This is a genomic window from Halogeometricum sp. S1BR25-6 (assembly GCF_031624495.1).
Lineage (GTDB): Archaea > Halobacteriota > Halobacteria > Halobacteriales > Haloferacaceae > Halogeometricum > Halogeometricum salsisoli.
On sequence record NZ_JAMQOP010000002.1, the window covers coordinates 788,639 to 810,718 of the forward strand.

Below are 22,080 nucleotides of genomic sequence, written 5' to 3' on the forward strand. Positions count from 1 at the left end.
CGTCCTGCGACAGGGTGATACTTCTCGGTCACGAGTACCCGCCAGTGAGCGATTCGTACACCGTCTGCGTCGTCGGCGCCCTCCCCGAGGCGTTCGACATCGACGGCTTCGAGTCGGCGTTCGACGCCGTGACGCTGGAGTACGGTCTCGACCCGGCCGCCGCCTCGTTCGACGACACGGTCGACTGCGTGCTCGCGTCGCGAGGCGCGGTCACGGCGACGTTCGACCCGGCGTCCGTCGCGGCGCCCGTCCTACTCATCGACGAGGACGACGACGGACTCGCCGAGATAGCCCTCTCGGCCGGCGTCGCGGACTACCTCGCCGTCTGCGGGACGGAGGCGGAGGCGAAGTGGCTGGCGTACCGGGTGCGCACCGCCGCCGACTCCTACCGCACCGACCGGAAGCGCGCGCGACTGGACAGACAGCAGCAGGCGCTGTCGGACCTCGGAGCGTTCGCCCTCTCCGGACCGGCGCGCGAGGAGGTGTTCGAGGAGACGATTCGCTGCGTTTCCGACGCTCTCGGCGTCGATAGGGTGGCGCTCTTCCGCTCGCGTCTCGAACGCGACGACCTCTCGGTCGTCGCCGCCGAGGGGTGGCCGCGGGCGTACGTCGGCGGCGTCGCCGTCGGTCTCGACTCCGGGCCGGGACGGGCCCTCTCGGAGCGCCGGTCCGTCGTGGAGAACGACCTGACGGGCGGCGAGACGGCGCTGACCGCGAACTTCGACGCGCGGAGCGAACTGAACGTCGTCGTCGGCGGCGCCAACGACCCGTGGGGCGTGCTCTCGGTCCACAGTCCGTCGCCCGGCGCGTTCGACGGGACGGACGTCCGCTTCGTTGAGAACGTCGCCGCGCTCATCGCCGCGGTGCTCGAACGGGAGACGCTGCGGACGACGCTGGAGGAGACGTTCGTACGGATGGACCAGGGACTGCTCGGCGTCGACGAGGAGTGGCGCGTCACCTACGCGAACCCGGAGGCGGAGCGACTGCTGGACGCGCCGCGCGACGAACTCGTCGACCGGCAGTTCTGGGACGCGTTCGGCGAGGAGTCCGAACCGTTCCGCGACCAGTTCGAGGAGGCGCTGAAGACGGGCGAGACGGTGTCGTTCGAGTCGTACTACCCCCCGCACGACCGGTGGTACGAGGTGGAAGCGTACCCCTCCTCGGCCGGTCTCTCGGTCTACTTCGCCGACGTGACCGACCGGGCCGAACGAGAGATGGAACTGCTGCGGTACGAGCGGATGGTCGAAGCGGCCACCGACGGCGTGTACGCCCTCGACGCCGACCAGAACGTCGTGCAGGCCAACGCCGCGTTCGCGGAGATGTTCGGCTGGGACCCCGAGGAACTCATCGGGACGCACGCCTCCGAGTTCATCGGCGAGGAGGCACTCGAAGCCGGAGCGGAGAGGAGACAGCGAGCCGCGGAGACGGGCGAGGCTCAGCGAATGGAGTTCAAGGTCGAACTCGACGGCGGCGGGGAGATGTGGGTCGAATCGAACTTCTCGGCCATCGTCGAGGAGGACACCGGCCAGTTCGTCGGCACGGTGGGCGTCGTCCGCGACGTGACCGACAGACAGCACCGCGAGCGCTCGCTCACGACGCTGCACGAGTGGACGCGCGAAATCGCGCAGGCCGACGGCGTCGGCGACGTCATCGGACGCGTGCTCGAAGCCAGTCACGAACTGTTCGGGCCGTGCCGCGCGGCGTTCTTCGACTACGAGGCCGCGACGCGGCGACTCGTCCGCCGGGAGGGCTCCGACCGCCTGCACCGCGGGTCGGTCGACCCCGGCGAGGACCCCTGTTGGGTCGCCTTCACCGAGGAGCGGACGGCGCGGACGGAGGCGGACGGTGACGTCGTCGAGTTCGCCCCGGTCGGCCAGTACGGCGTCCTCGCCGTCGAGCGCACCGCCGAGTCGACGCGGTGGGAGACCGACCGGGAGGTGCTCAGACTGCTGGCGGCGACGACGAGCGAACTGCTCGGGAGCGTCGAGGCGAAGGAGGCGCTCCGTGACAGGGACCAGCGCCTCGGCCAGCAGAACGAGCGGCTGACGCAACTGAACCGCATCAACCGAACGGTCCGGGGGGTGACCCGCTCGGTCGTCCACGCGGCGACGATGGAGGAGGCGACGGCGCGGGCGTGCGAACGACTCGTCGAGGCCGAACCGTACCAGTTCGCGTGGCTCTGCGAGTACCGCGAGTCGGGCGCCGGGGACGAGCCCTCGATAACGCCCGTGACGACGGCGGGCGTCGAGGACGGCTACGCGGCGCGCCTCCCAGAAATCGCGCGGACGACGCCGTTCCCCGAGTTGCTCTCGCAGGTCGCCTCGACCGGCCGCCGCGCCGTCGTCGACGACGTGCTCGACGACCCCGCGTGGGAACCACACCGGCGCGATGCGCTCTCGCGGGGGTTCCGGTCGCTCGCCGTCGTTCCCGCCGGCGAGGACAGACTCCTCGTGGTCCACGGCACGCGTCCGGAGACGTTCGTCGGCGAGGACGGCGACGTGCTCGTCGAGTTGGGCGAGACGCTCGGCGCCGTCATCGACCAACTGGGTCGGTCCCAGCCTATCCTCGGCAACCAGCAGACGGAGGTCGAGTTGGAGATACGCGACGACCGACACTTCCTCATTCGCCTCTCGGAGGCGACGGGGCACCCGGCGACGGTGACGGGCGTCGTCCCGACGACGGAAGGCGAGTACCGTGCGTTCGTCCGAACCGTCGCTCCCCGGGAGGCGGCGGCGGAGGCGCTCCCGGCGGGAACCGTCGTCCGCGAACTGACCGACGAGGACGACGAGGAGCACCTCTACGAGATTCGACCGACGGACACGACGCCGTTCGAGACGCTGTATACGAAGCGGGGGCGACTCCACGAGATGCGGGCCGACGGTAACGTCTGCACGGTGACGCTGACGATACCCTCCGACGTGAGCGTCAGGTCGGTCGTCGAGACGTTCGACGCCGCCCACCCGGGGACGTCGCTCGCCGCCCGACGAACCGTGACTCAAGCGCCGGAGACGAGACAGGGCTTCCGCGCCCGCCTCGAGGAGGTGTGGACCGAGCGTCAGCGCGAGGCTATCTCGGCCGCCCTCCACGGCGGTCTCTACCAGTGGCCCCGGAAAACGTCCGTCTCGACGCTCGCGGAGGCGTTCGAGATCTCCTCGCCCACCTTCCAGTACCACCTGCGAACGGCCGAACGGAAACTGCTCGAACTCGTGTTAGAGTGAGCGTCGAAGGAGGGATACTATTCGAATAGGGTCATCACTGACGAGTACTGTACTATAGTAGTAGGGAAGACTATTACCCGAGACCCTAACAGTAAGATGTCGGCGTGGGGGCCGACGAGAGAACCATGGATGACGCAATGACGCACGAGGCGGAACCGAGACTGAACGAAACGTCCAAGATAGTCGTCGAGCACGACTGGGACGGCGGAGACTGCCTCGCAGTCACAATCGCCCGCGCCGCCGCCGAGGCGTGGACCGGAAATCCGGACGATGCCATGACGCTCCCGCCGGTCGGGAGCGTCGTCGACCCCGACGCACTGGAGTCGCTGTTCGCGCCGACGCGCAACCGCGGTCGCCCCGCGACCGACGGCGGTCACCCGACCGCCGACGAGGGCGCGTCGCCGTCCCGCGTGCGCTTCACGTACGTGGGCTACAACGTCACGATATCCGAGGACGGCGTCGTCGTCGTCGAGGACCCGACCTCGGCGAGCGAAGCCTGAACCGGATTCGCATTCGCGTCCCCACCCGCTGACGCTCCGGGGGGAGCACGGGGGAAGAAGGGAAAGGGGAGAACACGATTCACCGGGCACCGACCGCGCGACCGAACAATCGACCGCACGACCCTTGTACTGCGACGCCCAACCGACGAGCATGGGCTACGCGTGTCCCGTCTGCGACGTACCGCAACAGGACGGAGAGCACTTAGCTGACCATATGGCGTTCACCGCGATGACCCACGCCGACGAGCACGAGTCGTGGCTGGACGAACACGTGCCCGAGTGGTCGGCGGCGGGGACCGCGGAACTCGCCCCGCGGGTGACCGAACTCGCCGAAGAGGCACCCTACGAAACGGTGTTCGAAGACACCGTCCACGACCACGCCGGACACGCGCACGACGGCGACTCGCTGTTCGAAGAGGAGAGCGCGAGCACCGGCGCGAACGAGCGCGTCGACGCCGCGAGCGCCCGAGAGCGCGGCGCCGGAGCGCTCGACGCCGAGGCGCAGGCGGTCCTCGACGAGGCGCGGGAGATGACCCGCGAGATGCTCGGCGAGGGTGACGCCGACGGAGAGGGAGACGGAGCGGCCGATTCGGACGCAGACGCGGATGCGGGCGGCGACGGCGACGGCGACGAGTCGGCGTGACGCGACCGACCGAACCCGAACCTGACGCGCCGGCGACCGAAAGCGGTTCCACTTCTCGGCGGGATTCGACGACCATGGAGACAGAGGGTTCGTTCGCCCCCGAGAGCGAGGAGGAGGCGCGCGAAGCGTTCGAGTCGGCCGGACCGACCGCCCAGCAGGTCGTCCGCGAGGCGGCCAAAGCGATGTCGTTCGACCGCGAGGAGTACCGAGAGCGGGTCACGGGCGACGTGGTGGAGACGGCGCGGAACGTCCTGTTCGCCGACCGACTGCGCGTTCGAATCGGCACGCGCGAGGAGTTCGAGGCGTGGACCGACGAACACCCCGAGTACGAGGTGACGGAGGTGGGCAGTCCGAACGTCGACCGCGTCGTCTGGCACGCCGCCCCCTTCGCGAAGGAAGCCGTCGCCGCGACGTACCAGAACGAGAGGGAGGCGGCCGTCGGAACCCTTCGACGGCAGGCGTTCTCGCGGCTCTACCGGCCTCGGTTCGAGGACGGGGGAGGGGAAGAAGACGGAGAGGCCGCGGGAGAAGGTGTCGAGAGCGGGGAGGAGTAAGGAAGCGAACGGTCCGGAGAGTTAAGCCGCGAGCGACCGCACCGTCGCACGATGAACGGAGACGGACGCCGACACGAGGAGTTGCCCGACCCGGAGTGGCCCGTCCTGGAGACCGAAGTCGAGTACGAGACGGGGTGGTTCACCGGCGGGTACGACCTCGTCGAGCAACCGAACGGGAGCACGAAGCGCTACTACTGGGCGGAACTCGCCTCGGCCGTCGTCGTCGTCGCCGTGCAGGACGACCAGATGGTGTTCGTCGAACAGTACCGCCCGACGGTCCGGGAGACGCAGTTGGAACTGCCCGCCGGTATCGTCGAGGGCGGGGAGTCGTACACGCAGGCGGCCGAGCGCGAACTCCGCGAGGAGACGGGGTTCGAGGCGTCGAGCAGTTCGCTCGTCGAGGACTTCTGGTGTTCGACGGGCCTGCTCCGGCACCGCCGCGCGTTCGTGTTCTGCGAGGGCCTCTCGCCCGTCGGCCGGGAGTTGGACGATAACGAGTTCCTGTCGGTCCGGTCGGTGCCCGTCGCGGACGCTCTGGAGGTGGCGCGGGCGGACCCGACGAACGACGCGACGATAGAGGGCGTCCTCCTCGCACACGAGGACGGATTACTTTAGCCGACGCCCGCGCCCCACCCGCACGCTTATCTCTCGGCGTCCGCTCTGCCCCGACGTGGACGACGAGATAGACCCCGCGGAAGTCGAATCGCTGCTCGACGGCGCGGACGCCCCGCGCGTCGTGGACATCCGGTCGCCGGACGCGTTCGCCCGCGGCCACATCCCCGACAGCGAAAACGTGCCGTTCGCGGAGTTACCCGACCGGGTCGCCGACTTCGAGGGCGAAGAGCGCATCGTCACCGTCTGCCCGCACGGGAAGGCGAGCGTGCAGGCCGCCCGTCTCATCGGGTCGTACGAGGGAACCGCCGACGCCCGCGTCGAGAGCATGCGCGGTGGCCTCGAAGCGTGGGAGGGTCCGCTCGACGCCTCCGAGTCCGACAGCGCCTCGGCCGACGAGGGGCCGGATGCGCCGTTCTAGGTTCTAGTTACCGACCCGTCCGACCGAGGCCGTCGCTCGCGGCGGCGAAATACGGAGAATCGAATCGCACGGAGTCCGAGAGGGTAACGGTCAGGCGACGTTGAAGCCCTTGTTGCGGAGGAAATCCTCCACGCGGCCGGTGTGGTTGCCTTGGAGTTCGATAGAACCGTCCTCCACCGTCCCGCCGCAGGCGAACTTCGACTTCAGGTCGGAGGACAGGCTGTCCATATCGACGTCTCGCGGGTCGAACCCTTCGATGACCGTTACCTCTTTTCCGTAGCGGCGCTCGTCGATGCGGATGGTGATCTCCTGGGACTCTTTGGCGACGTCTTCGCAGACGCAGAGTTCCTCAGGGAGCCCGCACGTCGAGCAGACTTCCGACATTACAGGCTGAACGTACAAGATGGGGATATTAAACAGTATCGGGAGTTCGCTCGGCGCGCACGGCCGTCCCCGCCTGCGAATTCGGCGGGTCGAGCGAACGACGGGACGGCGGCCGGAGCGGAGAACGGCCCGAACCGCTCTCACCTCCGCTCAGCGGAACAGTCGGCCGACGACCGGCGTGGACTCGCGCACCAGACGGTCCACGACGGCGACGGCCTCGTCGGCCTCCGCGCGCGAGACGCCGTCGCCGTAGCGGGCGCGCTCGTACGCCTCGCCGACCCGGACCGCCTCGTCGTCGAGGCCGACCCGAGAGAGCGAGCGGAGGTACGTCCGCGGCGTCTCGCCCGTCCGTCGCGGCCGGTGCTCCCGTTCGAGCAGGTACTCCAGCCGTCGGTACGCCCGAACCGCGTCGTCGTCGGGGGTCTGCCCGCCGCCCCCGTAGCGGAGCCACAGCGCCCGGTACGCGCGGGCGGTGAGACCCGCCCGCCGCGCGCCGGCGACGAGGCCGACGGCGGCGACGAGTCCGACGAGGAACGTCCGCCGCGGCGGCAGGTCGGGAATCGGCGACCCGCCGCCGTCGGCGGTGGTCGTCGCGCCGACGCCGGGAATCGACCCGTCGCCCGGCGTCGTGACGACGCCGGGGGCGACGGCGCTCGAATCGGCCGGCGTGCTGTTTCCGTCGGCGCCGCCGTCGCTCGTTTCGGCCGTCGGCGTCGGGGTGGGCGTCGGCGTCGCCGTCTCCTCTGAGGACTCCACGTCGACGCCGGTCTGGCCGTTCTGTCTGGCCTCCGCGAGGCGGGCGTTCTCGGCCGTCTCACGGGGACCGCCCGGCGTCGGGTCGAACCGAACCCAGCCCACGTCCTCGAAGTACACCTGCACCCACGCGTGGGCGTCGAGGCCGCGGACGACGTACTCGTCCTCCGCGACCTGTTGACCCGTCGTGTAACCCGTGACGAGTCGCGCGGGCACGTCCTGCGCTCTGAGCATTGCGACCATCGTCGTCGCGTAGTAGGTGCAGTAGCCCGCGTCCATCTCGAACAGGAACGAGTCGGCGATGTCGCCCGACGGCTCCGGCACCGACAGCGAGTAGCGCTTCTCGGACTCCAGATACTCCTCGACGGCGGCGGCCTTGTCGTAGGGGTTGTCCTCGCCGCCGGCGACCTGCGCGGCCCGCTCTCGCACCCGGTCGGAGGTGCTGTCGGGGAGTTGGAGGTAGCGCTCCTCTATCTCGTCGGGGTAGTCGGTGCCGGAGCGGCGCAGTTGCTCGGTCGTGTGGAGGGGTACCTCGCTGGTGACGCGGTAGGACTCCCCCGGCCGCAGCGACACCGTCGGGCGGAGGTTGCCCTGCGTCGTCACCTCGGCGTTCTCGGCGGCGGGGCCCTGGAGACCGACGGGTTTCCACGCCGCTGGAACGATAGACAGCGAGCCCTCGGCGGTGACCTGCTGTTGGACGGTCCGGGAGGCGCCGGGAGGCCCGCGTAACTGGCCCTCGTAGGGGTTCGCGTTGCCCGTCCTGACCCAGCCGTCGCCGGTGTAGCGGTCGTAGGCGGCCGTCTGCCAGTAGGAGGGTTCCGGGCTGTCGACCGTGAATCGAACCTGCGGGGAGAGCCTGATGCTGCCGACGACGTTCAGTCGGTCCTGCGCGTCGACGAGGCTCCCCTCGACGGTCGGCGACCCGCGGTTCGGGAGTAGGGGCGCGGCGCCCGCGCCGGGGACGACGGACACCGTCGCCGAGAGCACGATCATCGCCGCCAGCACCATCGTCAGCACGTCCAACTGGGCGACGCCCGCGCCGTAGCGGTCCAGCGTCGCCGCCGCGACGGTCACCGCGCCGCCAGTGACGCCGACGAGCGTGGCCACCTGCCCGGCGTCGCCCGTGAGGACGAACAGACCGAGGGCGACGCCGCCGACGGCGACGGCGCCGACGTAGCGGCGGCGAACGGCGAGATACCACGAGAGGAACACCGGCCCCGGCGCGACGGCCATCGCCCAGACGCCCGCGCCGGTGAGACGCAGGATGGAGAGTCCGGTGAGCAGCGCGACGGTGTCCGAGAGGAGGCGGTCGGGGGTCAGCAGTTGCAGTTGGCTCTGCGGCAGCGCCAACACGTAGACGGCGAACCCGCCCGCGAGGAGGGCGCCGGTGACGGCGACGGCGGTTCTGAGACCCACGAACGAGCCCACGACGGTGGCGAGGAGCAGCGACCCGACGACGACGGCGATGAGCCGCGAACGGCCGCCCACCACGTCCGTGACGTAGAACAGGACGCTCACGTACGACCACGTGAGGACGAGAACGCCGAGCAGGGCGACGGCTCGGGAGGTGCGTTCCGAGTTGAGGAGTCCGTCGAACCGGCTTGCGGCCCCCGTCTCGGGGGCGGTCTCGGCGTCGGCGCTCACGCGAGTGCCCCCTCCGTTCGCTCGTCGGCCGACTCCGCGGCGGGGGGCGTCCGTCGCTCGCCGGGGTCGACCGAGCGGGTCGACTCCGCGACGACGAGGCGGTCGAACGTCGTCTCGGTGTCGCCGAAGCGGACGCGGGTGGCCGACTCGTCCGCCCGGACGACCACGTCCGCCCCCTCGTCGGGGACGGGACCGGCCCCGGCGCGGGCGAGGTGTTCTAAGAGCGGCGCGTCGTCGCCCGCGGCCGCCTCGACGACACCGTTCGGCGTCGATAGCGTGACGGGGACGCCCAACCGGACGAAGGCTAAACAGAGCGTCGCCGCGGCCTCGGCCATCTCGTCGGCGGCGTCGCGCGCGCCGCCGGCGGCGACGCGGACCGCGGAGGCGTCCGCTTCGGCGACGAACTCCTTGACGATGAGGTCGCCGCGCTTCGCCGAGGACTTCCAGTGCACGTCGCGCAGGGAGTCCCCGCGGACGTACTCGCGGAGTCGGTCGAACTCCTCGCGGCGCGAGGAGAACTCGGCGTCGCGCAGCGCTCGGAGGTCGTTCCGGGCCCCGGTCGAGAGGTGACGGACGCGGGGGAACACCAACACGGCGTCGGTGCCCGAGACGACGAGTTCCCGTTCGGCCAACCCGAGCACGTCGGTGGCGACGACGGCGACGGGGCCGAGTCGGTGCTCGCCGCGCGAGCGGTAGGTCACCTCGTAGGAGACGGGGTCGCCGCCGACGAGCGTCTCCACCTCGGCGTCGCCGTCGACGCCGGGCGGGAGCGAGTCGACGACGCGCGCCGGGTACGGGCGGTTGACGTCGAACGAGAGCGTGACCTCGCCGGTCTCGTCGGGGAAGCCGTCGGCGGGGAGCGTCCGCTCGACGGTCGGCGTCGCGGCGAGGCGGACCTGCAGGAGTGCGGCCGCGAGGGCGACGCCGGTCGGAAGGACGAAGGCGTTGAGCGCGCGCGGGCCGAAGCGGAGGCCGAGGGCGAAGCCGACGGCGACCACGGCGCAGACCGCGTACCCGCGTCGAGTCAGCCGCATGGCGCTACTCGACCGCCACCGCGTCGAGGGCGCGGTCGACGACCGAAGCGCCGGTGTCGTCCCCGTCGGTTCGGACGCGGTGCGCCCAGACGCTCGGCGCCTCGGTCTGCACGTCGTCGGGGACGACGTAGTCGCGGCCCTCGAAGACGGCGCGGGCCTGGGCGGCGCGGACGAGGGCGATTGCGCCGCGCGGACTCGCGCCGAGTTGGGCGTGCTGGCGCGTGTAGCCCGCGAGGCGGGAGACGTAGGCGCGGACGGGTTCGCGAACCGTCACCTGCGAGACGGTCCGGCGGGCCTGCAGCACGTCGTCGACGGTGGCGACGGGGTCCAGCGAGTCGATGGGGTGGTCGCCGGTGACGCGGCCGAGCAGTTCCGTCTCGTCGGCCTCGGAGGGGTAGCCCAGTCGTATCTTCTTCATGAATCGGTCTATCTCGGCGATGGGCAGTTCGTACGTCCGACCGGGTTCGACGTCGTTCTGGGTGGCGATGACCGTGAACGGGTTCGGCACCTTCCGGGTCGTCCCGTCGACGGTCACCTGCTCTTCTTCCATCACTTCGAGGAGGGAGGCCTGCGTCTTCGGCGGCGCGCGGTTTATCTCGTCGCCGAGGACGACGTTGGCGAAGACGGGACCCTGCTGAAACTCGAACTCGCGGGTCTGCTGGTTGAACACGTTCACCCCGGTCACGTCGGAGGGGAGGAGGTCCGGCGTGAACTGCACGCGTTTGAACGACCCGCCGAGCGACACCGCGACGGACCGCGCGAGCATCGTCTTCCCCACGCCGGGCACGTCCTCTAAGAGCAGATGACCCCGGGCGAGGACGGCGATGAGAATGTTCTCGATGGCGTCCCGTTGGCCGACGATGACGCGTTCGACGTTCTCCGTGATCCGGGTCGCGAGGTCGGCGGCCTCCTCGACCGGGAGCGGAGAGGCGGCTGTTGCCTCCGGTTTCGAGTCAGGTACTGCGTCTGCGTCGGTCATGTATCAAGGGTTGAGAAGGCGGTCGAACCGGCAGCGGAACTCTCGCATCCCCGTGAGAGTCCCCGACACCGATTCGCACGCACACGGACACGGGTAGGGACCGGGCGCACGTAACTTTGCTGGGTGTGACCGGTTCGCCCGCCGGTCGCGGCGGTTTCCCGTCCGCTTTTGTCCGTCGGTCGCCCTCTACGGTACATGGAACACGCGGACGGGACGGAGACGTCGGACCCCGAGGCGTCGGACGGGAGCGACCCCGACCCCGACGCGGCGGACGGCCGGGACGACGCCCCGCGACCGGAGGGACCGCCGCGCACGATGCTCGACGTCCGGGAGGAACTCACGCCGATGCTGTCGCAGTATCTCGACCTCTGTGTGGCCCACCCCGACGCAGTCGTCCTGTTTCAGGTGGGAGACTTCTACGAGGCGTTCTGCGAGGCCGCAGAGGAGGTGGCTCGCGTCTGCGAGGTGACGCTGACCAAGCGCGAGGACTCGACGGGGACGTACCCGATGGCGGGGATTCCCATCGACAACGCCGCGTCGTACCTCGAAGCCCTCCTCGAAGCGGACTACCGCGTCGCCATCGCCGACCAAATCGAAGAGGCGTCCGAGGCGTCGGGACTGGTGGACCGGGCGGTGACGCAGGTCATCACCCCCGGTACCGTCGTCGACGACGAACTGCTGTCGGACGCGACGGCGACGTACCTCGGCGCGGTGGCCGGGTCCGGCGACGAGACGGCCCTGGCCACCGTCGACGTGTCGACGGGCGAGTGTCAGGTGACGAGCGGCGCGGAAGAGCGGATGAGCGAGGAACTGGACCGCCTCGCGCCCGCGGAACTGCTCCGCGCGCCCGACGCGCCCGACTTCGACCTCGGCTTCGAGACGATGGTGACCGACGCCGACCCCGGGACGTTCGAGGCCGACGCCGCCCGAGAAACGCTCTCGGCGTACGTCGCCGCGCCCGACTCGGTCGTCGGGAGCGAGGCGGAACGCCGCGCCGTCGGCGGCCTCCTCGACTACGCGGAGTACACGCAGGGCGGCGACGGCCCACTCGAATACGTCTCCCGCGTCCGCCGGTACGACCCCGAGCGGTCGCTGCAACTGGACGCGACGGCCATCCGAAGCCTCGAACTGTTCGAGTCGCGAAGTCCGCGGTCCGGAGACACCCTTCTGGAGGTGATGGACGAGACGGCCTGCGCCCTCGGCCGTCGTCGACTCGTCTCGTGGCTCCGCCGCCCGTCGGTCGGCGAACGGGAGATTCGGCGGCGACACGACGCCGTCGCGGAACTCTTAGACCGGCCGATGGCCCGCGAGACGGTGCGGGAGCATCTCTCGGAGGTGTACGACCTCGAACGCCTCGTCTCGCGCGTCTCGCGCGAGCGAGCGGACGCCCGCGACCTGCGCGCCCTGAAGAACACGCTCGACGCCGTTCCGGAGGTGAAGGCGGCGCTCTCGGAGGTGGAGAGCGACCCCCTCCGGGACCTGCGGGACTCGCTGGACGAACTCGCCGACGTGCGCGAACTGGTGGGCGAGGCGATTCGGGCCGACCCGCCGCAGGAGATTACCGAGGGGGGCGTAATCTGCGAGGGGTTCGACGCCGAACTCGACGAGGTGCGCGCCGCCGAACGCGAGGGGCGCGAGTGGGTGTCGAACCTCGAAGAACGGGAGCGAGAGCGGACCGGCATCGACTCGCTGGACGTGGGCTACACGCAGGTCCACGGCTACTACATCGAGGTGACGAACCCGAACCTCGACCGGGTACCGGACGACTACACGCGCCGGCAGACGCTGAAGAACTCCGAGCGCTTCTACACGCCCGAGTTGAAGCGCCGCGAGGACGAGATTCTCTCGGCGTCGGAGCGAGCCGATGCCTTAGAGTACGAGGTTTTCGCCGAGGTCCGCGCCGACGTGGCCGAGGAGGGAGAGCGCCTCCAAACGCTGGCGGACTCGCTCGCGACGCTGGACGTGCTGGCATCGTTCGCCGCCGTCGCCGCGGCCAACGACTACGTGCGCCCCGAGATGGGCGCCGACGCGGTGGAAATCGAGGCCGGGCGGCACCCGGTCGTCGAGCGCACGGGTGGGGAGTTCGTCCCGAACCCGGCGGACTTCTCCCGCGGGTCGGTGGCGGTCATCACCGGCCCGAACATGAGCGGGAAGTCGACGTACATGCGGCAGGTGGCGCTGATAGCCGTCCTCGCGCAGGCCGGAAGCTTCGTCCCGGCGCGGGAGGCCCGACTCCCCATTCTCGACAGAATCTTCACCCGCGTCGGCGCCTCCGACGACATCGCGGGCGGGCAGTCGACGTTCATGCGCGAGATGGCCGAGTTGACCGACATCCTCCACGACGCCACCGAGGAGTCGCTGGTTCTCCTCGACGAGGTGGGGCGGGGGACGTCGACGACGGACGGTCTCGCCATCGCCCGCGCGACGACGGAGTTCATCCACGACGAGGTGGGCGCGACGACGCTCTTCGCCACCCACTACCACGACCTCACGGAACTGGTCGAGGACCTCCCGAACGCGTTCAACCTCCACTTCACCGTCGAGAAGACCGAGGGGAGCGACGGGAATCCGGACGTGACGTTCCTGCACCGCGTCGCCGACGGCGCCTCCTCCTCCTCGTACGGCGTCGAAGTGGCCGAACTGGCGGGCGTACCGCCGGCGGTGGTCGAACGCGCCCGCGAGTACGTCCGCGAGGGCGAGGACGCGACGCCGGCCGACGCGGACGGCGACGGAGGGTCCGACGGGGACGAGGCGCGGGGGTCTCCGGACGACGACGCCTCGACCGGCGAAAGCGCTACCCCCGCCGACGCCCAAGCGTCGGCGAACGGCCGGGCCTCCGAGGGAACCCTCGCCGCCTACGTCGACGGCATCGAGTCCGACGACGCGGCGGACGGACCGTCGACGACCGACGCGGCGGCCGACGTGCTCGCGGACCTCCGCGCGCTGAACGTCGCCAAGACGACGCCGCTGGAGGCTCTGAACGCCCTCGACGAACTGAAACAGAGACTTGACGAGAGAGACCGAAACCGAGACTGAAACCGAAGCCGAACGCGTCCGCGCGTTGGACGAGGAGACGGTGGCGAGCATCGCCGCCGGCGAAGTCGTCACGCGCCCCGAGGACGCGGTGGTGGAACTCGTGGAGAACGCCCTCGACGCCGGTGCCTCGCGGATAGAAGTGACCGTCGTCGGCGACGGCACGCCCCTGCTCCGGGTCCGCGACGACGGCCGGGGGATGAGCGAGGCGAACGCCGCCCGCGCCGTCGACCGGCACACGACGAGCAAACTCGGCGACGCCGCCGACCTGCAGAGGGTGTCGACGCTCGGCTTTCGGGGCGAGGCGCTCCCGAGCATCGCCGCGGCCGGAACGCTCGAACTCGTGACGAACGACGGCGGCGCGCGCGGGACGCGCGTCGTCGTCGACGGCGAGAAGCGCGTCGAACCCGCGGGGCGGGCGCGCGGGGCGACCGTCGAGGTCCGAGACCTGTTCGCAGAGATGCCCGCCCGCAGACGGTCGCTCGCCTCCTCGCGCGCCGAGTTCGCCCGGGTCTCCGACGCCGTCTCCCGCTACGCCCTCGCGCGCCCGGACGTGGCGTTCTCGTTGGTCCACGAAGCGGCAGGGGAGTCGGAGTCGCCCGACGGCCGGCGCGGCCGCGAGGTGTTCTCCACGTCGGGCAGCGGTGACTACGCCGACGCCGTCCTCGGCGTCTACGACCGCGACGTGGCCGGGCGGAGCACGACGTTCGAGTCCGAGCGGACGGTCGAGGACGACGGCGAGGAGGTTACGGTCCGAATCGAGGGACTGCTCGCGCATCCGTCGGTCACCCGCGCCCGTCGAGACCACGTCTACACCGCGGTGAACGGCCGCGCGTTCCCCTCGGAGGCGCTCCGCCGCGCCGTCGTCGCGGGCTACGGCGACTTGTTGCCCGACGACCGCGCGCCCGTCGCCGTCGTCTCCGTCTCACTGCCGGCACACTGGTGCGACCACAACGTCCACCCGGCCAAGCGCGAAGTGCGCCTCCGCGCGCACCGGGCGGTCGAAGACGCCGTCCGAGAGTCGGTGCGCGACGCCCTCTCGACGGCCGATTTGCGCCGGAGCGAGGAGGTGGCGATGGACCTCGATTCGACCTTGGAACCGGCCGACGGCGAGGAGTCCAGATTCGACGGCGTGCGCGTCATCGGGCAGTTCCGCGAACTCTACCTGCTCTGCGAGGCCGACGACGACCTCCTTGTGATAGACCAGCACGCGGCGCACGAGCGAGTGAACTATGAACGCCTGCGGGCCGCCAAAGACGGCGGCGGCGGAGCGGAGACGGACACCCCCGTCGAGTCGGCGGACGTGGACCCGCCGGCGACCGTCTCGCTGTCGCCCGCGCAGGCCGCCGCGGCCGACGAGTGGCGCGAGGAACTCACTAAACTGGGATTCGCCGTCGACCCGTTCGGCGGCGGCACCGTCCGGGTGAGCGCCGTACCCGCGCCGATGGGCCGGGCCGCCGCGCCGGCGAGCGTCCGCGACGCCCTCGACGCGCTCAGGGGCGGAGAGGCGCCCGCGGACGCCACCGACCGCCTCCTGAAGGACCTCGCCTGCCACCCGTCGCTGAAGGCCGGCGACGAACTCAGTTCGGAGGAGGCGACGCGACTCGTCGAACGATTAGGTACCTGCGAGGCGCCGTACGCCTGCCCGCACGGCCGGCCGACGGTGCTCTCGATAGAAGAGGAGACGTTCGTCCGCGGGTTCGAGCGGCGGGCGACGCGGATGGACTGAACTTCGAGAAGTCAGCGACCCGGCGTCTCTTCGAGGTGAACCACCCGAACTCGCGGCGGAGACGCCCCCAGCCGTCCCGCCAGACGAGCCAATACCCGAGAACGCCGCCCGCCGCGAGGGAGAGAAGATAGCGGAGGGGTCGAACGGATAGTCAACCGAGAGCCACGGGATGCCGAACAGGGCCGCCGAGAGTCGGAACGGGACGGCCGCCGATTTCGCTCCGGTAGAGGAGGTACCCGAAGACCAGCGGTTGGACGACGACGGACCCAAGTGCCCACAACGGCGCCGCGTCGCTCCCGCGCGCGTCGGCGTCGAGGGAGGCCCAGTAGCCGAGTAGCGCCAGCATCAGAAGATGCGCGGCGGCGAACGGCGAGGAGAGGACATCAGTGAGCATCCATCTCGACAGTCGTGTCGACCGTCTAAGGCGTCAACGTTCCTTCCATCGGGGCCGACCCCGACTCACCACTCCTTACAGTCGGCGCACACCTGTTCGCCGTCGTCGAACCAGAGTCGAGGAACCGTCTCTCCGCAGGCGGCGCAGACGACGCCGTCGGGGTGCCAGCGGTAGGTTCCGACCGCGGGGTCGACGTCCTCGGTGGTTGGCGAAGTCCGCTCCGAGTCGGCGACGGCACCTGACTCGGCTTCTTCGGCGGTCACGTCGTCGTTCTCGTCGTCGGCATTCTCGTCGCCGTCACTGCCGGCGTCCTCGCGCTCCTCGTCCTCGCCGCCGCCCACGAAGTCGTCCAGCGAGCGGTCTCGTGTCACGTCCCGAAGGAGCGGACGCCCGGCCTTAGCCGTACCGACCCCGCGCGGGACGGACGGGTTCGGGCGGCGACGCACGCGAATCCTCAACACACAAGTACGGGGGCTCCAAACGAGGCGTATGGTCACAGTCATCGACTTCGTCGTCGAGTTGCTCCTCAGCGTCCTCGATCTCATCACGACGTTCGTCTTCGACATCTTCCTCGCTGGCGACGTGATCAGCGCCGTCATCTTCCTGATGGGGGCCGCGCTGGTCGGCGTCTCGAGCCTCGTCTTCGGCTACCTCGTCCTCGGCGCGGCGGTGAACGCGCTCACCGGGATGGGGTCGAGCGCTACCGACGACGCGAAGCCGAAGCAGCGAGTCTGATCGCCTCGTCGGGGTCCGGTCCGAGCGGCGACCCGACGACCACGCCGTCGACGTGTTCGAACACCGCCTCCATCCGGTCCGCGACCGCTTCTTCGGTGCCGGCCATCGCGAAAGCGTCTATCATCGCGGGCGTCACGAGGCCGAACGCCTCGGAGAACTCGCCCGCCGAAATCTTCTCGCCGATGTCTCCCGCGAGCGAGTCGTCTATCCCGTGTCTGTCGAGCACCGGCGGCGCCGCCCCGGCGGTGATGAAGGCCACCGGCGGGCGGGCCGCCTCTCTCGCCGCCTCGCGGTCGGTTCCGACGCTCACGCTGGCGTACGCGAGGAGTTCGAACTCGCCCCGGGAGTCGGGACGGTCCTCGATTCCCTCCTCGACCCGGTCTCTGGCCCACGCCACGTCGTCGGGGTGCGAGCCGTTGAACAGCAAGCCGTCGGCGTGCTTGCCCGCCATCCGGCACATGTGCGGCCCCTCGCCGCCGACGTAGACGGGTATCTCGCCGGGTACCTCGAAGTTCACGCCCGCGTCGTTCGCCTCGAACGCCCCGTCGTGGCTGACGCGCTCGCCGTCCCAGATGCGCTGTGCGATTTTGAACGCCTCCAAGACGGAGCGCAGACCGCGCTCGTCGTCGATACCGAGGTTTCGGAGGGTGGATTTGTCCCCCGGCCCGATGCCGAAGGCGGCGCGGCCCTCGGAGAGTTCCGCGACGGTGGCCGTCTTCGTCGCCAGCGTGACGGGGTGCATCTCGTAGGGGTTGGCGACGCCGGGACCGAGCCGAATCGACTCCGTCTCGCCCGCGAGGCGCGCGAGGACGGCGAACGGGTCGCGGTTGTTGTAGTGACAGGAGACGAACGCCGCGTCGTAGCCCGCCTCCTCGGCGAGGACGCCGCGTCGAACGACTTCGGGGACGGGGTGCTCGGGCGTCAGTTCGACGCCGAGGGTGGGAGCGCCGGCGTCCCCGTCGCCGTCGCCATCGGTATCTTCACGCATCGTCGTGCTCCCAGGCGCGCACGGCCTGCCGGACGAAGTCTCCCTCTATCTCCCGGTAGAGGTTGTCGCTGCCGTCGTGGTCGCCCCACTCGAAGTCCCGAACGACGACGACGGGCGTGCCGCCGTCGCCCTCGCCGACGAGGAGGTTCGCGGCCGCGGCGAGTTCGTCCACGACGCTCTCGACGGTCACGCCGAGTTCGCGGCCGTCGCGGTCGGACTCCCCGCGCCAGTCTCTGGACGCGGACATTCCGGCCCACCCGAGGGCGACGCCGCGTTGCCCGTGGCGGAACGGCCGCCCGCAGGTGTCGGTAACGATGACCCTGTCCGCGGGCAGGTCCGCGCGGAGTCGCGCGGCGCTCTCGGACGGTCGCTCCGGCAGGAGCAGCAGGTCGTTGTCGGCGACGTTCGAGCGGTCGATGCCGGCGTTGACGCCGACGTGGCCGAAGCGCGTCTCGGTGAGGAGAAAGGGCGACTCCATCAGCAGGTCGACGCTCTCTTCGAGGACGGCCTGCGCGAAGCGCGGGTCCTTCTCCTCGCCGGTCGCTTCCTCTAAGTCGGCGGCTATCTCGCGGGCGCGCGGTCCCGCCGGGAAGTCATCCAAGTCGAACAGTCTGCCCTCGGCCTTCGAGACGACCGTCGAGGCGACGCAGACCACGTCCTCCTCCCGCAGGTCGACCCGGTCGCGAATCGTCGCCGCGAGGTCGTCGCCCGGCCGGACCTCCGGCACGTCGGGGACGGCGAACAGTTCCATGCTCGTCGGTCGGCGCGGGGACGTAAAAAGCGGACAGATGTTGGTGAGTGCAGCCGGTTCCTTGGAGTCGCCAGCGCCGTTGAAGTCCGCGCGTCCTGACAGAATGCGCGTGCCGAATACAACCTCTGTATTCAGCAGATAAGACGGTCGGTGTTGACCAGTTCGGCGACCGGATCAGGCAGTCGGCGCGACGTTCTGATTCCGGTGGAACAGGTTGTCCGGGTCGTACTTCCGCTTCAGTTCCACGAGCCGGTCGTAATTCTCGCGGTAGGCGGCGCGCTCCTCGCCCGCCTCCTCGGGAATGAAATTGACGTAGACGCCGCCGGTGGCGTGAGGGGCCATCGCTTCGTGAAGCTCACGGGTCCAGGCGATGCACTCGTCGTCTTGGGCCGGGTCGGTCCAGCGCGTGTGGAGGTTCATGAGGAACTCCGCGTTCCGGTGGGGGTACGCCGTCGCGCCCACGGGTACGTCGTTGATCGCACCGCCGAGTTGGGCGATGGCAATCTCACTCTCCGGCGTGGGCAGCGACTCGCCGTACGTCACGAAGGTGTCGATCATCCCGTCGGTGAACTCGACGAAGTTGTGGGACTTCCAGTAGTTCCGCGCTCCGGGGGTGAGCAGGCCGTCGAACCCCTGCTGCCAGCCAGCGTACGAGTGAGGTCCGATGACGTCGGCGATGGGATCGCCGATATCCCGCAGCGGTTGCAGGGCTGTTTCGCCGTCGGCCAGGGTGCCGTCGTAGTAGACTCCGACTACGAGCACCATCTTACCGTGCCACTCCTCCGGGATGAACGGGAGTGGTGGCGCGTGCCTGATGACCATCCAGGCGGTGACCTCGTCGGGGGCGTCGGCGACGAACTCGCGGTAGGCCGCCATCACCTCGGCCGTGTCGTCGAACGGATGGACGATCAGCCCCGAGAGCACCTCGGGACCGACCTCGTGGAGGTCGAACTCGAAGGACGTGACGACACCGAAGTTGCCGCCACCGCCCCGGAGCCCCCAGAAGAGGTCGGAGTTCTCGTCCTCGCTGGCGTGGACGAGACGACCGTCGGCCGTGACCACGTCCGCTCCGCGGAGGTTGTCGGCGGTCAGACCGTACCGACGGGAGAGCCATCCGAAACCCCCGCCGAGCGTCAAGCCGGAGATGCCCGTCGTCGAATTGTATCCGACGGGCGTGGCGAGACCGAACGCCTGCGCCTCGTGGTCGAACTCCGCGAGTATCACGCCCGGTTCGACCCGTGCGGTATTCGCCTCCGGGTCGATGCGGATAGACTTCATGGGCGAGAGGTCGATCACGAGACCGTCGTCGACGATGGCGTTCCCGGCGATGTTGTGACCCGCGCCCTTCACCGCGATGGGCACACCCTGCTCGCGGGCGAAGTTCACCGCCGCGATGACGTCGGCGACGCCCGCACACTGGGCGATCAGCGCGGGCCGCCGGTCGATCATGGCGTTCCAGACCGTCCGGGCTTCTTCGTACTCCTCAGTCTCCGATGTGAGGAGTCTGCCGCGGAAGCCCGTCTCTAGTTCTGCTACTATACTATCGTCTAACGGACTGGCGTGAATTGCCACGACAAATTCTCCGAGGTGACATACGTGACGTGAGTATAAGTAGTTCATCACGATTATTGAGTATAGTCTTTATATCCTCTATCTCGATTCTCCGGGTGAAATCTTCCGAGTCACGAGAGATACCCGCTCTGCACCGAGTCATTCCGTCACTGTGGGCGTTGAGACCGTGACCGACTCTTCTCTTCTATTCAGCAGGTCTCGCCGAATTATCAGTGGCCGGTTATTTAAACAGAACTGAATCGAGCGAACCGCGGAACTCGCGGGCGTCTCGTCGGACGGGTCCCGCCTGCCGAGTTTACTCGTGGTGCAGCGTCACGGACACGTCCGACCCGTCGACGGTGAGCCGGTACATCGTCGTCTCGGCGGCCGGTTCGGCCCCCGTCGCGCTCCCGGGATTGAGCAGGCGGACGCCGTCGACGAACTCGTCCATCACGTCGTGGGTGTGCCCGCAGATGCCGACGGCGTCCGGTCCGCCTTCCTCGCGGACCGCGTCGGCGACGCGTTCGCGGTAGCCCTCCAGCGACCCGGACCCGTGAGTGACGACGAAGCGCACGTCCTCCACGTCGAGCGTCGCCGTCTCGGGGAGGTCGAACCCCCGCGGGTCGATGTTGCCGACGACGGCCGTGAGGTTGGCCTCGCCGCCGGCGAGTTCGACCACCCGCTCGTACGCCTCCGCGGAGTCGAAATCGCCCGCGTGGACGACGTGGTCGGCCGCGCTGATGCGCCCTTCGACCCACTCCGGGATGCGCTCCTCGCGCGAGGGGACGTGCGTGTCGCTGACGACGGCGAGGTCCACGGACATACGAGGAGGTACGCCCGTCGACCCAAAAACCGTTGTCCCGAGGGATGTAGGGTGTGGCATGGACCACGTCGTCACCTGCTTCGTCCGCAACCGCGGCGAGGTACTGCTCACCCGCCGCAGCGAGCGAGCGGGCACCTACACCGGCCGCTGGGCGGGCGTCTCGGGCTACGTCGAGGAGGAAAACGAGAAGGCCGAGTTCGACGCCCGGCGGGAACTGCGCGAGGAGATTGGACTCGGCGGCGCGAGCCTCCGCCTCGTCAGAATCGGCGAGACGCTCGCCGTCGACGACGAGGAAGGGTCGTTCGTCGTCCACCCGTTCCTGTTCGAGTCGACGACGCGGGAGGTGCGACCGAACGAGGAACTCGCCGCGGTGGAGTGGGCCGACCCGACGGCGATTCGCGACCGGGAGACCGTTCCGCGCCTCTGGGAGACGTGGCGACGCGTCGCACCGGGCGTCGAGGACGTGCGCGAGGACCGAACGAACGGGTCGGCGTGGATTTCGGCGCGCGCGCTGGAGGTGCTCCGCGACGCCGCCGTCGACGCCGACGACTGGGAGTCGGTCGCCGAGGTGGGCCGCGAACTCCGCGACGCGCGCCCGAGCATGGCCGCCGTCGCGAACCGCGTGAACCGCGTGCTCGCGACGGCCGAGCGTCGTCCGGAGGCCGTCGCGGCCGCGGCGGTCCGCGCGCTCTCGTCGGCGCACGCCGCGAGCGAGGCGTCCTCCGCGACGCTGGTCGACCGCCTCCGCGACGCCGAGGTGACGGGCGTGGCGACGCTCTCGCGGTCGGGGACCGTCTCCGAGTGCCTCCGCGCGTTCGACCCTGACTCGGTCCTCGTCGCGGAGTCTCGCCCCGAACGCGAGGGCGTCGACGTCGCGGAGACGGCCGCCGAGGAGACGGCGGCGGCGGTGACGCTGACCACCGAGGCGGCGCTGCCGGCGGCGTTGGCGGACGGCGACGTCGCTCCGGACGCCGTCGTCGTCGGCGCGGACGCGGTGCTGCCGGACGGGAGCGTCGTCAACAAGACGGGGACGACGGGACTCGCGTTGGCCGCGCGGGAGGCGGGCGTCCCCGTCTACGTCGTCGCCGCGCGCGACAAGATTCGACCGACGGGTGACGACCGGGTGGCCGACGAGGCGTCGCCCGCGGAGTCGGTGTACGACGGCGAGGAGTCGGTCGACGTGTTCGCGCCGACGTTCGAGCGGGTACCCGGTCGACTCGTCGACGGCCTCGCCACCGAGGACGGACTGCTCGACGGCGACGACGCGCGGCGGGTCGCCGCCGAACACGCCGAGCACGCGGCGTGGGACGGACGGGACGACGAGGACTGACGCC

General features: G+C 70.0%; 20 protein-coding genes. 10 read left to right on the forward strand and 10 right to left on the reverse strand.

What is annotated here, in order from left to right; genetic code table 11:
* Positions 1–44 precede the first annotated feature (44 nt).
* The 6 genes from NDI76_RS14140 (at position 45) to NDI76_RS14165 (ending at position 5,948) form a co-directional block, all read left to right on the forward strand.
* Positions 45–3,218 carry a bacterio-opsin activator domain-containing protein gene (locus NDI76_RS14140; protein WP_310924731.1) on the forward strand — a complete coding sequence of 1,058 codons (3,174 nt, stop codon included), beginning with the start codon at positions 45–47 and terminating at the stop codon, positions 3,216–3,218.
* Between the two features lie 125 nt (positions 3,219–3,343).
* Positions 3,344–3,718 (forward strand): HalOD1 output domain-containing protein, encoded by a 375-nt coding sequence (locus NDI76_RS14145; RefSeq protein WP_310924732.1) that lies wholly within the window; start codon positions 3,344–3,346, stop codon positions 3,716–3,718.
* Positions 3,719–3,869: 151 nt separating this feature from the next.
* Positions 3,870–4,361 (forward strand): DUF5810 domain-containing protein, encoded by a 492-nt coding sequence (locus tag NDI76_RS14150; protein ID WP_310924733.1) that lies wholly within the window; start codon positions 3,870–3,872, stop codon positions 4,359–4,361.
* A 74-nt stretch (positions 4,362–4,435) separates the two neighbouring features.
* Positions 4,436–4,915 carry a DUF5809 family protein gene (locus NDI76_RS14155; RefSeq protein WP_310924734.1) on the forward strand — a complete coding sequence of 160 codons (480 nt, stop codon included), beginning with the start codon at positions 4,436–4,438 and terminating at the stop codon, positions 4,913–4,915.
* 51 nt (positions 4,916–4,966) lie between these two features.
* A complete protein-coding gene (locus NDI76_RS14160) occupies positions 4,967–5,530 on the forward strand; it encodes an NUDIX hydrolase (RefSeq protein WP_310924735.1) in 564 nt (187 codons plus the stop codon).
* Positions 5,531–5,585: 55 nt separating this feature from the next.
* A complete protein-coding gene (locus tag NDI76_RS14165; protein ID WP_310924736.1) occupies positions 5,586–5,948 on the forward strand; it encodes a rhodanese-like domain-containing protein in 363 nt (120 codons plus the stop codon).
* A gap of 90 nt (positions 5,949–6,038) precedes the next feature.
* On the opposite strand, the gene yciH is transcribed toward NDI76_RS14165, so the two are convergent.
* The 4 genes from yciH to NDI76_RS14185 all read right to left on the reverse strand — a co-directional run bounded on the left by yciH (position 6,039) and on the right by NDI76_RS14185 (position 10,742).
* Entirely contained in the window at positions 6,039–6,332 is a 294-nt protein-coding gene (yciH, locus tag NDI76_RS14170) for a stress response translation initiation inhibitor YciH (RefSeq protein ID WP_008384152.1), read from the reverse strand.
* A 150-nt stretch (positions 6,333–6,482) separates the two neighbouring features.
* Positions 6,483–8,729, reverse strand: a complete 2,247-nt coding sequence (locus NDI76_RS14175; protein WP_310924737.1) for a transglutaminase TgpA family protein — start codon at positions 8,727–8,729, stop codon at positions 6,483–6,485.
* Entirely contained in the window at positions 8,726–9,763 is a 1,038-nt protein-coding gene (locus NDI76_RS14180) for a DUF58 domain-containing protein (RefSeq protein WP_310924738.1), read from the reverse strand. The genes NDI76_RS14175 and NDI76_RS14180 overlap by 4 nt, the downstream gene beginning before the upstream one ends.
* A 4-nt stretch (positions 9,764–9,767) precedes the next feature.
* Positions 9,768–10,742 (reverse strand): AAA family ATPase, encoded by a 975-nt coding sequence (locus NDI76_RS14185; protein ID WP_310924739.1) that lies wholly within the window; start codon positions 10,740–10,742, stop codon positions 9,768–9,770.
* A 195-nt stretch (positions 10,743–10,937) separates the two neighbouring features.
* Between NDI76_RS14185 and mutS the strand changes: the two genes are divergently transcribed.
* Together mutS and mutL are read left to right on the forward strand one after the other, a co-directional pair.
* A complete protein-coding gene (mutS, locus tag NDI76_RS14190) occupies positions 10,938–13,778 on the forward strand; it encodes a DNA mismatch repair protein MutS (protein ID WP_425498369.1) in 2,841 nt (946 codons plus the stop codon).
* Positions 13,750–15,504, forward strand: coding sequence for a DNA mismatch repair endonuclease MutL (gene mutL, locus NDI76_RS14195; protein WP_310924740.1), 1,755 nt, complete (start codon positions 13,750–13,752; stop codon positions 15,502–15,504). The genes mutS and mutL overlap by 29 nt, the downstream gene beginning before the upstream one ends.
* Positions 15,505–15,655: 151 nt before the next feature.
* Here the strand turns inward: mutL and NDI76_RS14200 are convergent, their stop codons facing one another.
* Positions 15,656–15,898 (reverse strand): hypothetical protein, encoded by a 243-nt coding sequence (locus NDI76_RS14200; protein ID WP_310924741.1) that lies wholly within the window; start codon positions 15,896–15,898, stop codon positions 15,656–15,658.
* Between the two features lie 65 nt (positions 15,899–15,963).
* Entirely contained in the window at positions 15,964–16,269 is a 306-nt protein-coding gene (locus tag NDI76_RS14205) for a DUF7573 domain-containing protein (protein ID WP_310924742.1), read from the reverse strand.
* Positions 16,270–16,387: 118 nt separating this feature from the next.
* Here NDI76_RS14205 and NDI76_RS14210 point away from each other — a divergent pair, with 118 nt between their 5' ends.
* Positions 16,388–16,633: a DUF8024 family protein gene (locus NDI76_RS14210; RefSeq protein WP_310924743.1), complete on the forward strand. Its 246-nt coding sequence runs from the start codon at positions 16,388–16,390 to the stop codon at positions 16,631–16,633.
* On the opposite strand, the gene NDI76_RS14215 is transcribed toward NDI76_RS14210, so the two are convergent.
* The 4 genes from NDI76_RS14215 to NDI76_RS14230 form a co-directional block, all read right to left on the reverse strand.
* Complete coding sequence (locus tag NDI76_RS14215) at positions 16,599–17,621, reverse strand: 5,10-methylenetetrahydromethanopterin reductase (RefSeq protein WP_310924744.1); 1,023 nt, start codon at positions 17,619–17,621, stop codon at positions 16,599–16,601. The genes NDI76_RS14210 and NDI76_RS14215 overlap by 35 nt on opposite strands.
* The gene (locus NDI76_RS14220; protein ID WP_310924745.1) at positions 17,614–18,372 is read right to left on the reverse strand and encodes a coenzyme F420-0:L-glutamate ligase; all 759 of its coding nucleotides are present in this window, start codon (positions 18,370–18,372) and stop codon (positions 17,614–17,616) included. The genes NDI76_RS14215 and NDI76_RS14220 overlap by 8 nt, the downstream gene beginning before the upstream one ends.
* 174 nt (positions 18,373–18,546) lie before the next feature.
* Positions 18,547–19,944, reverse strand: a complete 1,398-nt coding sequence (locus tag NDI76_RS14225) for an FAD-binding oxidoreductase (RefSeq protein ID WP_425498370.1) — start codon at positions 19,942–19,944, stop codon at positions 18,547–18,549.
* A gap of 295 nt (positions 19,945–20,239) precedes the next feature.
* Positions 20,240–20,746 carry a metallophosphoesterase family protein gene (locus tag NDI76_RS14230; protein ID WP_310924747.1) on the reverse strand — a complete coding sequence of 169 codons (507 nt, stop codon included), beginning with the start codon at positions 20,744–20,746 and terminating at the stop codon, positions 20,240–20,242.
* 58 nt (positions 20,747–20,804) lie between these two features.
* Between NDI76_RS14230 and NDI76_RS14235 the strand changes: the two genes are divergently transcribed.
* On the forward strand, positions 20,805–22,076 hold the full coding sequence (locus NDI76_RS14235; protein WP_310924748.1) for an eIF2B alpha/beta/delta subunit family protein: 1,272 nt from the start codon (positions 20,805–20,807) through the stop codon (positions 22,074–22,076).
* Positions 22,077–22,080 lie beyond the last annotated feature (4 nt).

Excerpts from the sequence above, each read along its gene's own strand:
- NDI76_RS14145 (WP_310924732.1), top strand. The coding sequence starts at position 3,344 with ATGGATGACGCAATGACGCACGAGGCGGAACCGAGACTGAACGAAACG.
- NDI76_RS14150 (WP_310924733.1), top strand. The coding sequence starts at position 3,870 with ATGGGCTACGCGTGTCCCGTCTGCGACGTACCGCAACAGGACGGAGAG.
- NDI76_RS14155 (WP_310924734.1), top strand. The coding sequence starts at position 4,436 with ATGGAGACAGAGGGTTCGTTCGCCCCCGAGAGCGAGGAGGAGGCGCGC.
- NDI76_RS14160 (WP_310924735.1), top strand. The coding sequence starts at position 4,967 with ATGAACGGAGACGGACGCCGACACGAGGAGTTGCCCGACCCGGAGTGG.
- yciH (WP_008384152.1), bottom strand. The coding sequence starts at position 6,332 with ATGTCGGAAGTCTGCTCGACGTGCGGGCTCCCTGAGGAACTCTGCGTC.
- NDI76_RS14180 (WP_310924738.1), bottom strand. The coding sequence starts at position 9,763 with ATGCGGCTGACTCGACGCGGGTACGCGGTCTGCGCCGTGGTCGCCGTC.
- NDI76_RS14185 (WP_310924739.1), bottom strand. The coding sequence starts at position 10,742 with ATGACCGACGCAGACGCAGTACCTGACTCGAAACCGGAGGCAACAGCC.
- mutS (WP_425498369.1), top strand. The coding sequence starts at position 10,938 with ATGGAACACGCGGACGGGACGGAGACGTCGGACCCCGAGGCGTCGGAC.
- NDI76_RS14200 (WP_310924741.1), bottom strand. The coding sequence starts at position 15,898 with ATGCTCACTGATGTCCTCTCCTCGCCGTTCGCCGCCGCGCATCTTCTG.
- NDI76_RS14210 (WP_310924743.1), top strand. The coding sequence starts at position 16,388 with ATGGTCACAGTCATCGACTTCGTCGTCGAGTTGCTCCTCAGCGTCCTC.
- NDI76_RS14215 (WP_310924744.1), bottom strand. The coding sequence starts at position 17,621 with ATGCGTGAAGATACCGATGGCGACGGCGACGGGGACGCCGGCGCTCCC.
- NDI76_RS14220 (WP_310924745.1), bottom strand. The coding sequence starts at position 18,372 with ATGGAACTGTTCGCCGTCCCCGACGTGCCGGAGGTCCGGCCGGGCGAC.
- NDI76_RS14230 (WP_310924747.1), bottom strand. The coding sequence starts at position 20,746 with ATGTCCGTGGACCTCGCCGTCGTCAGCGACACGCACGTCCCCTCGCGC.
- NDI76_RS14235 (WP_310924748.1), top strand. The coding sequence starts at position 20,805 with ATGGACCACGTCGTCACCTGCTTCGTCCGCAACCGCGGCGAGGTACTG.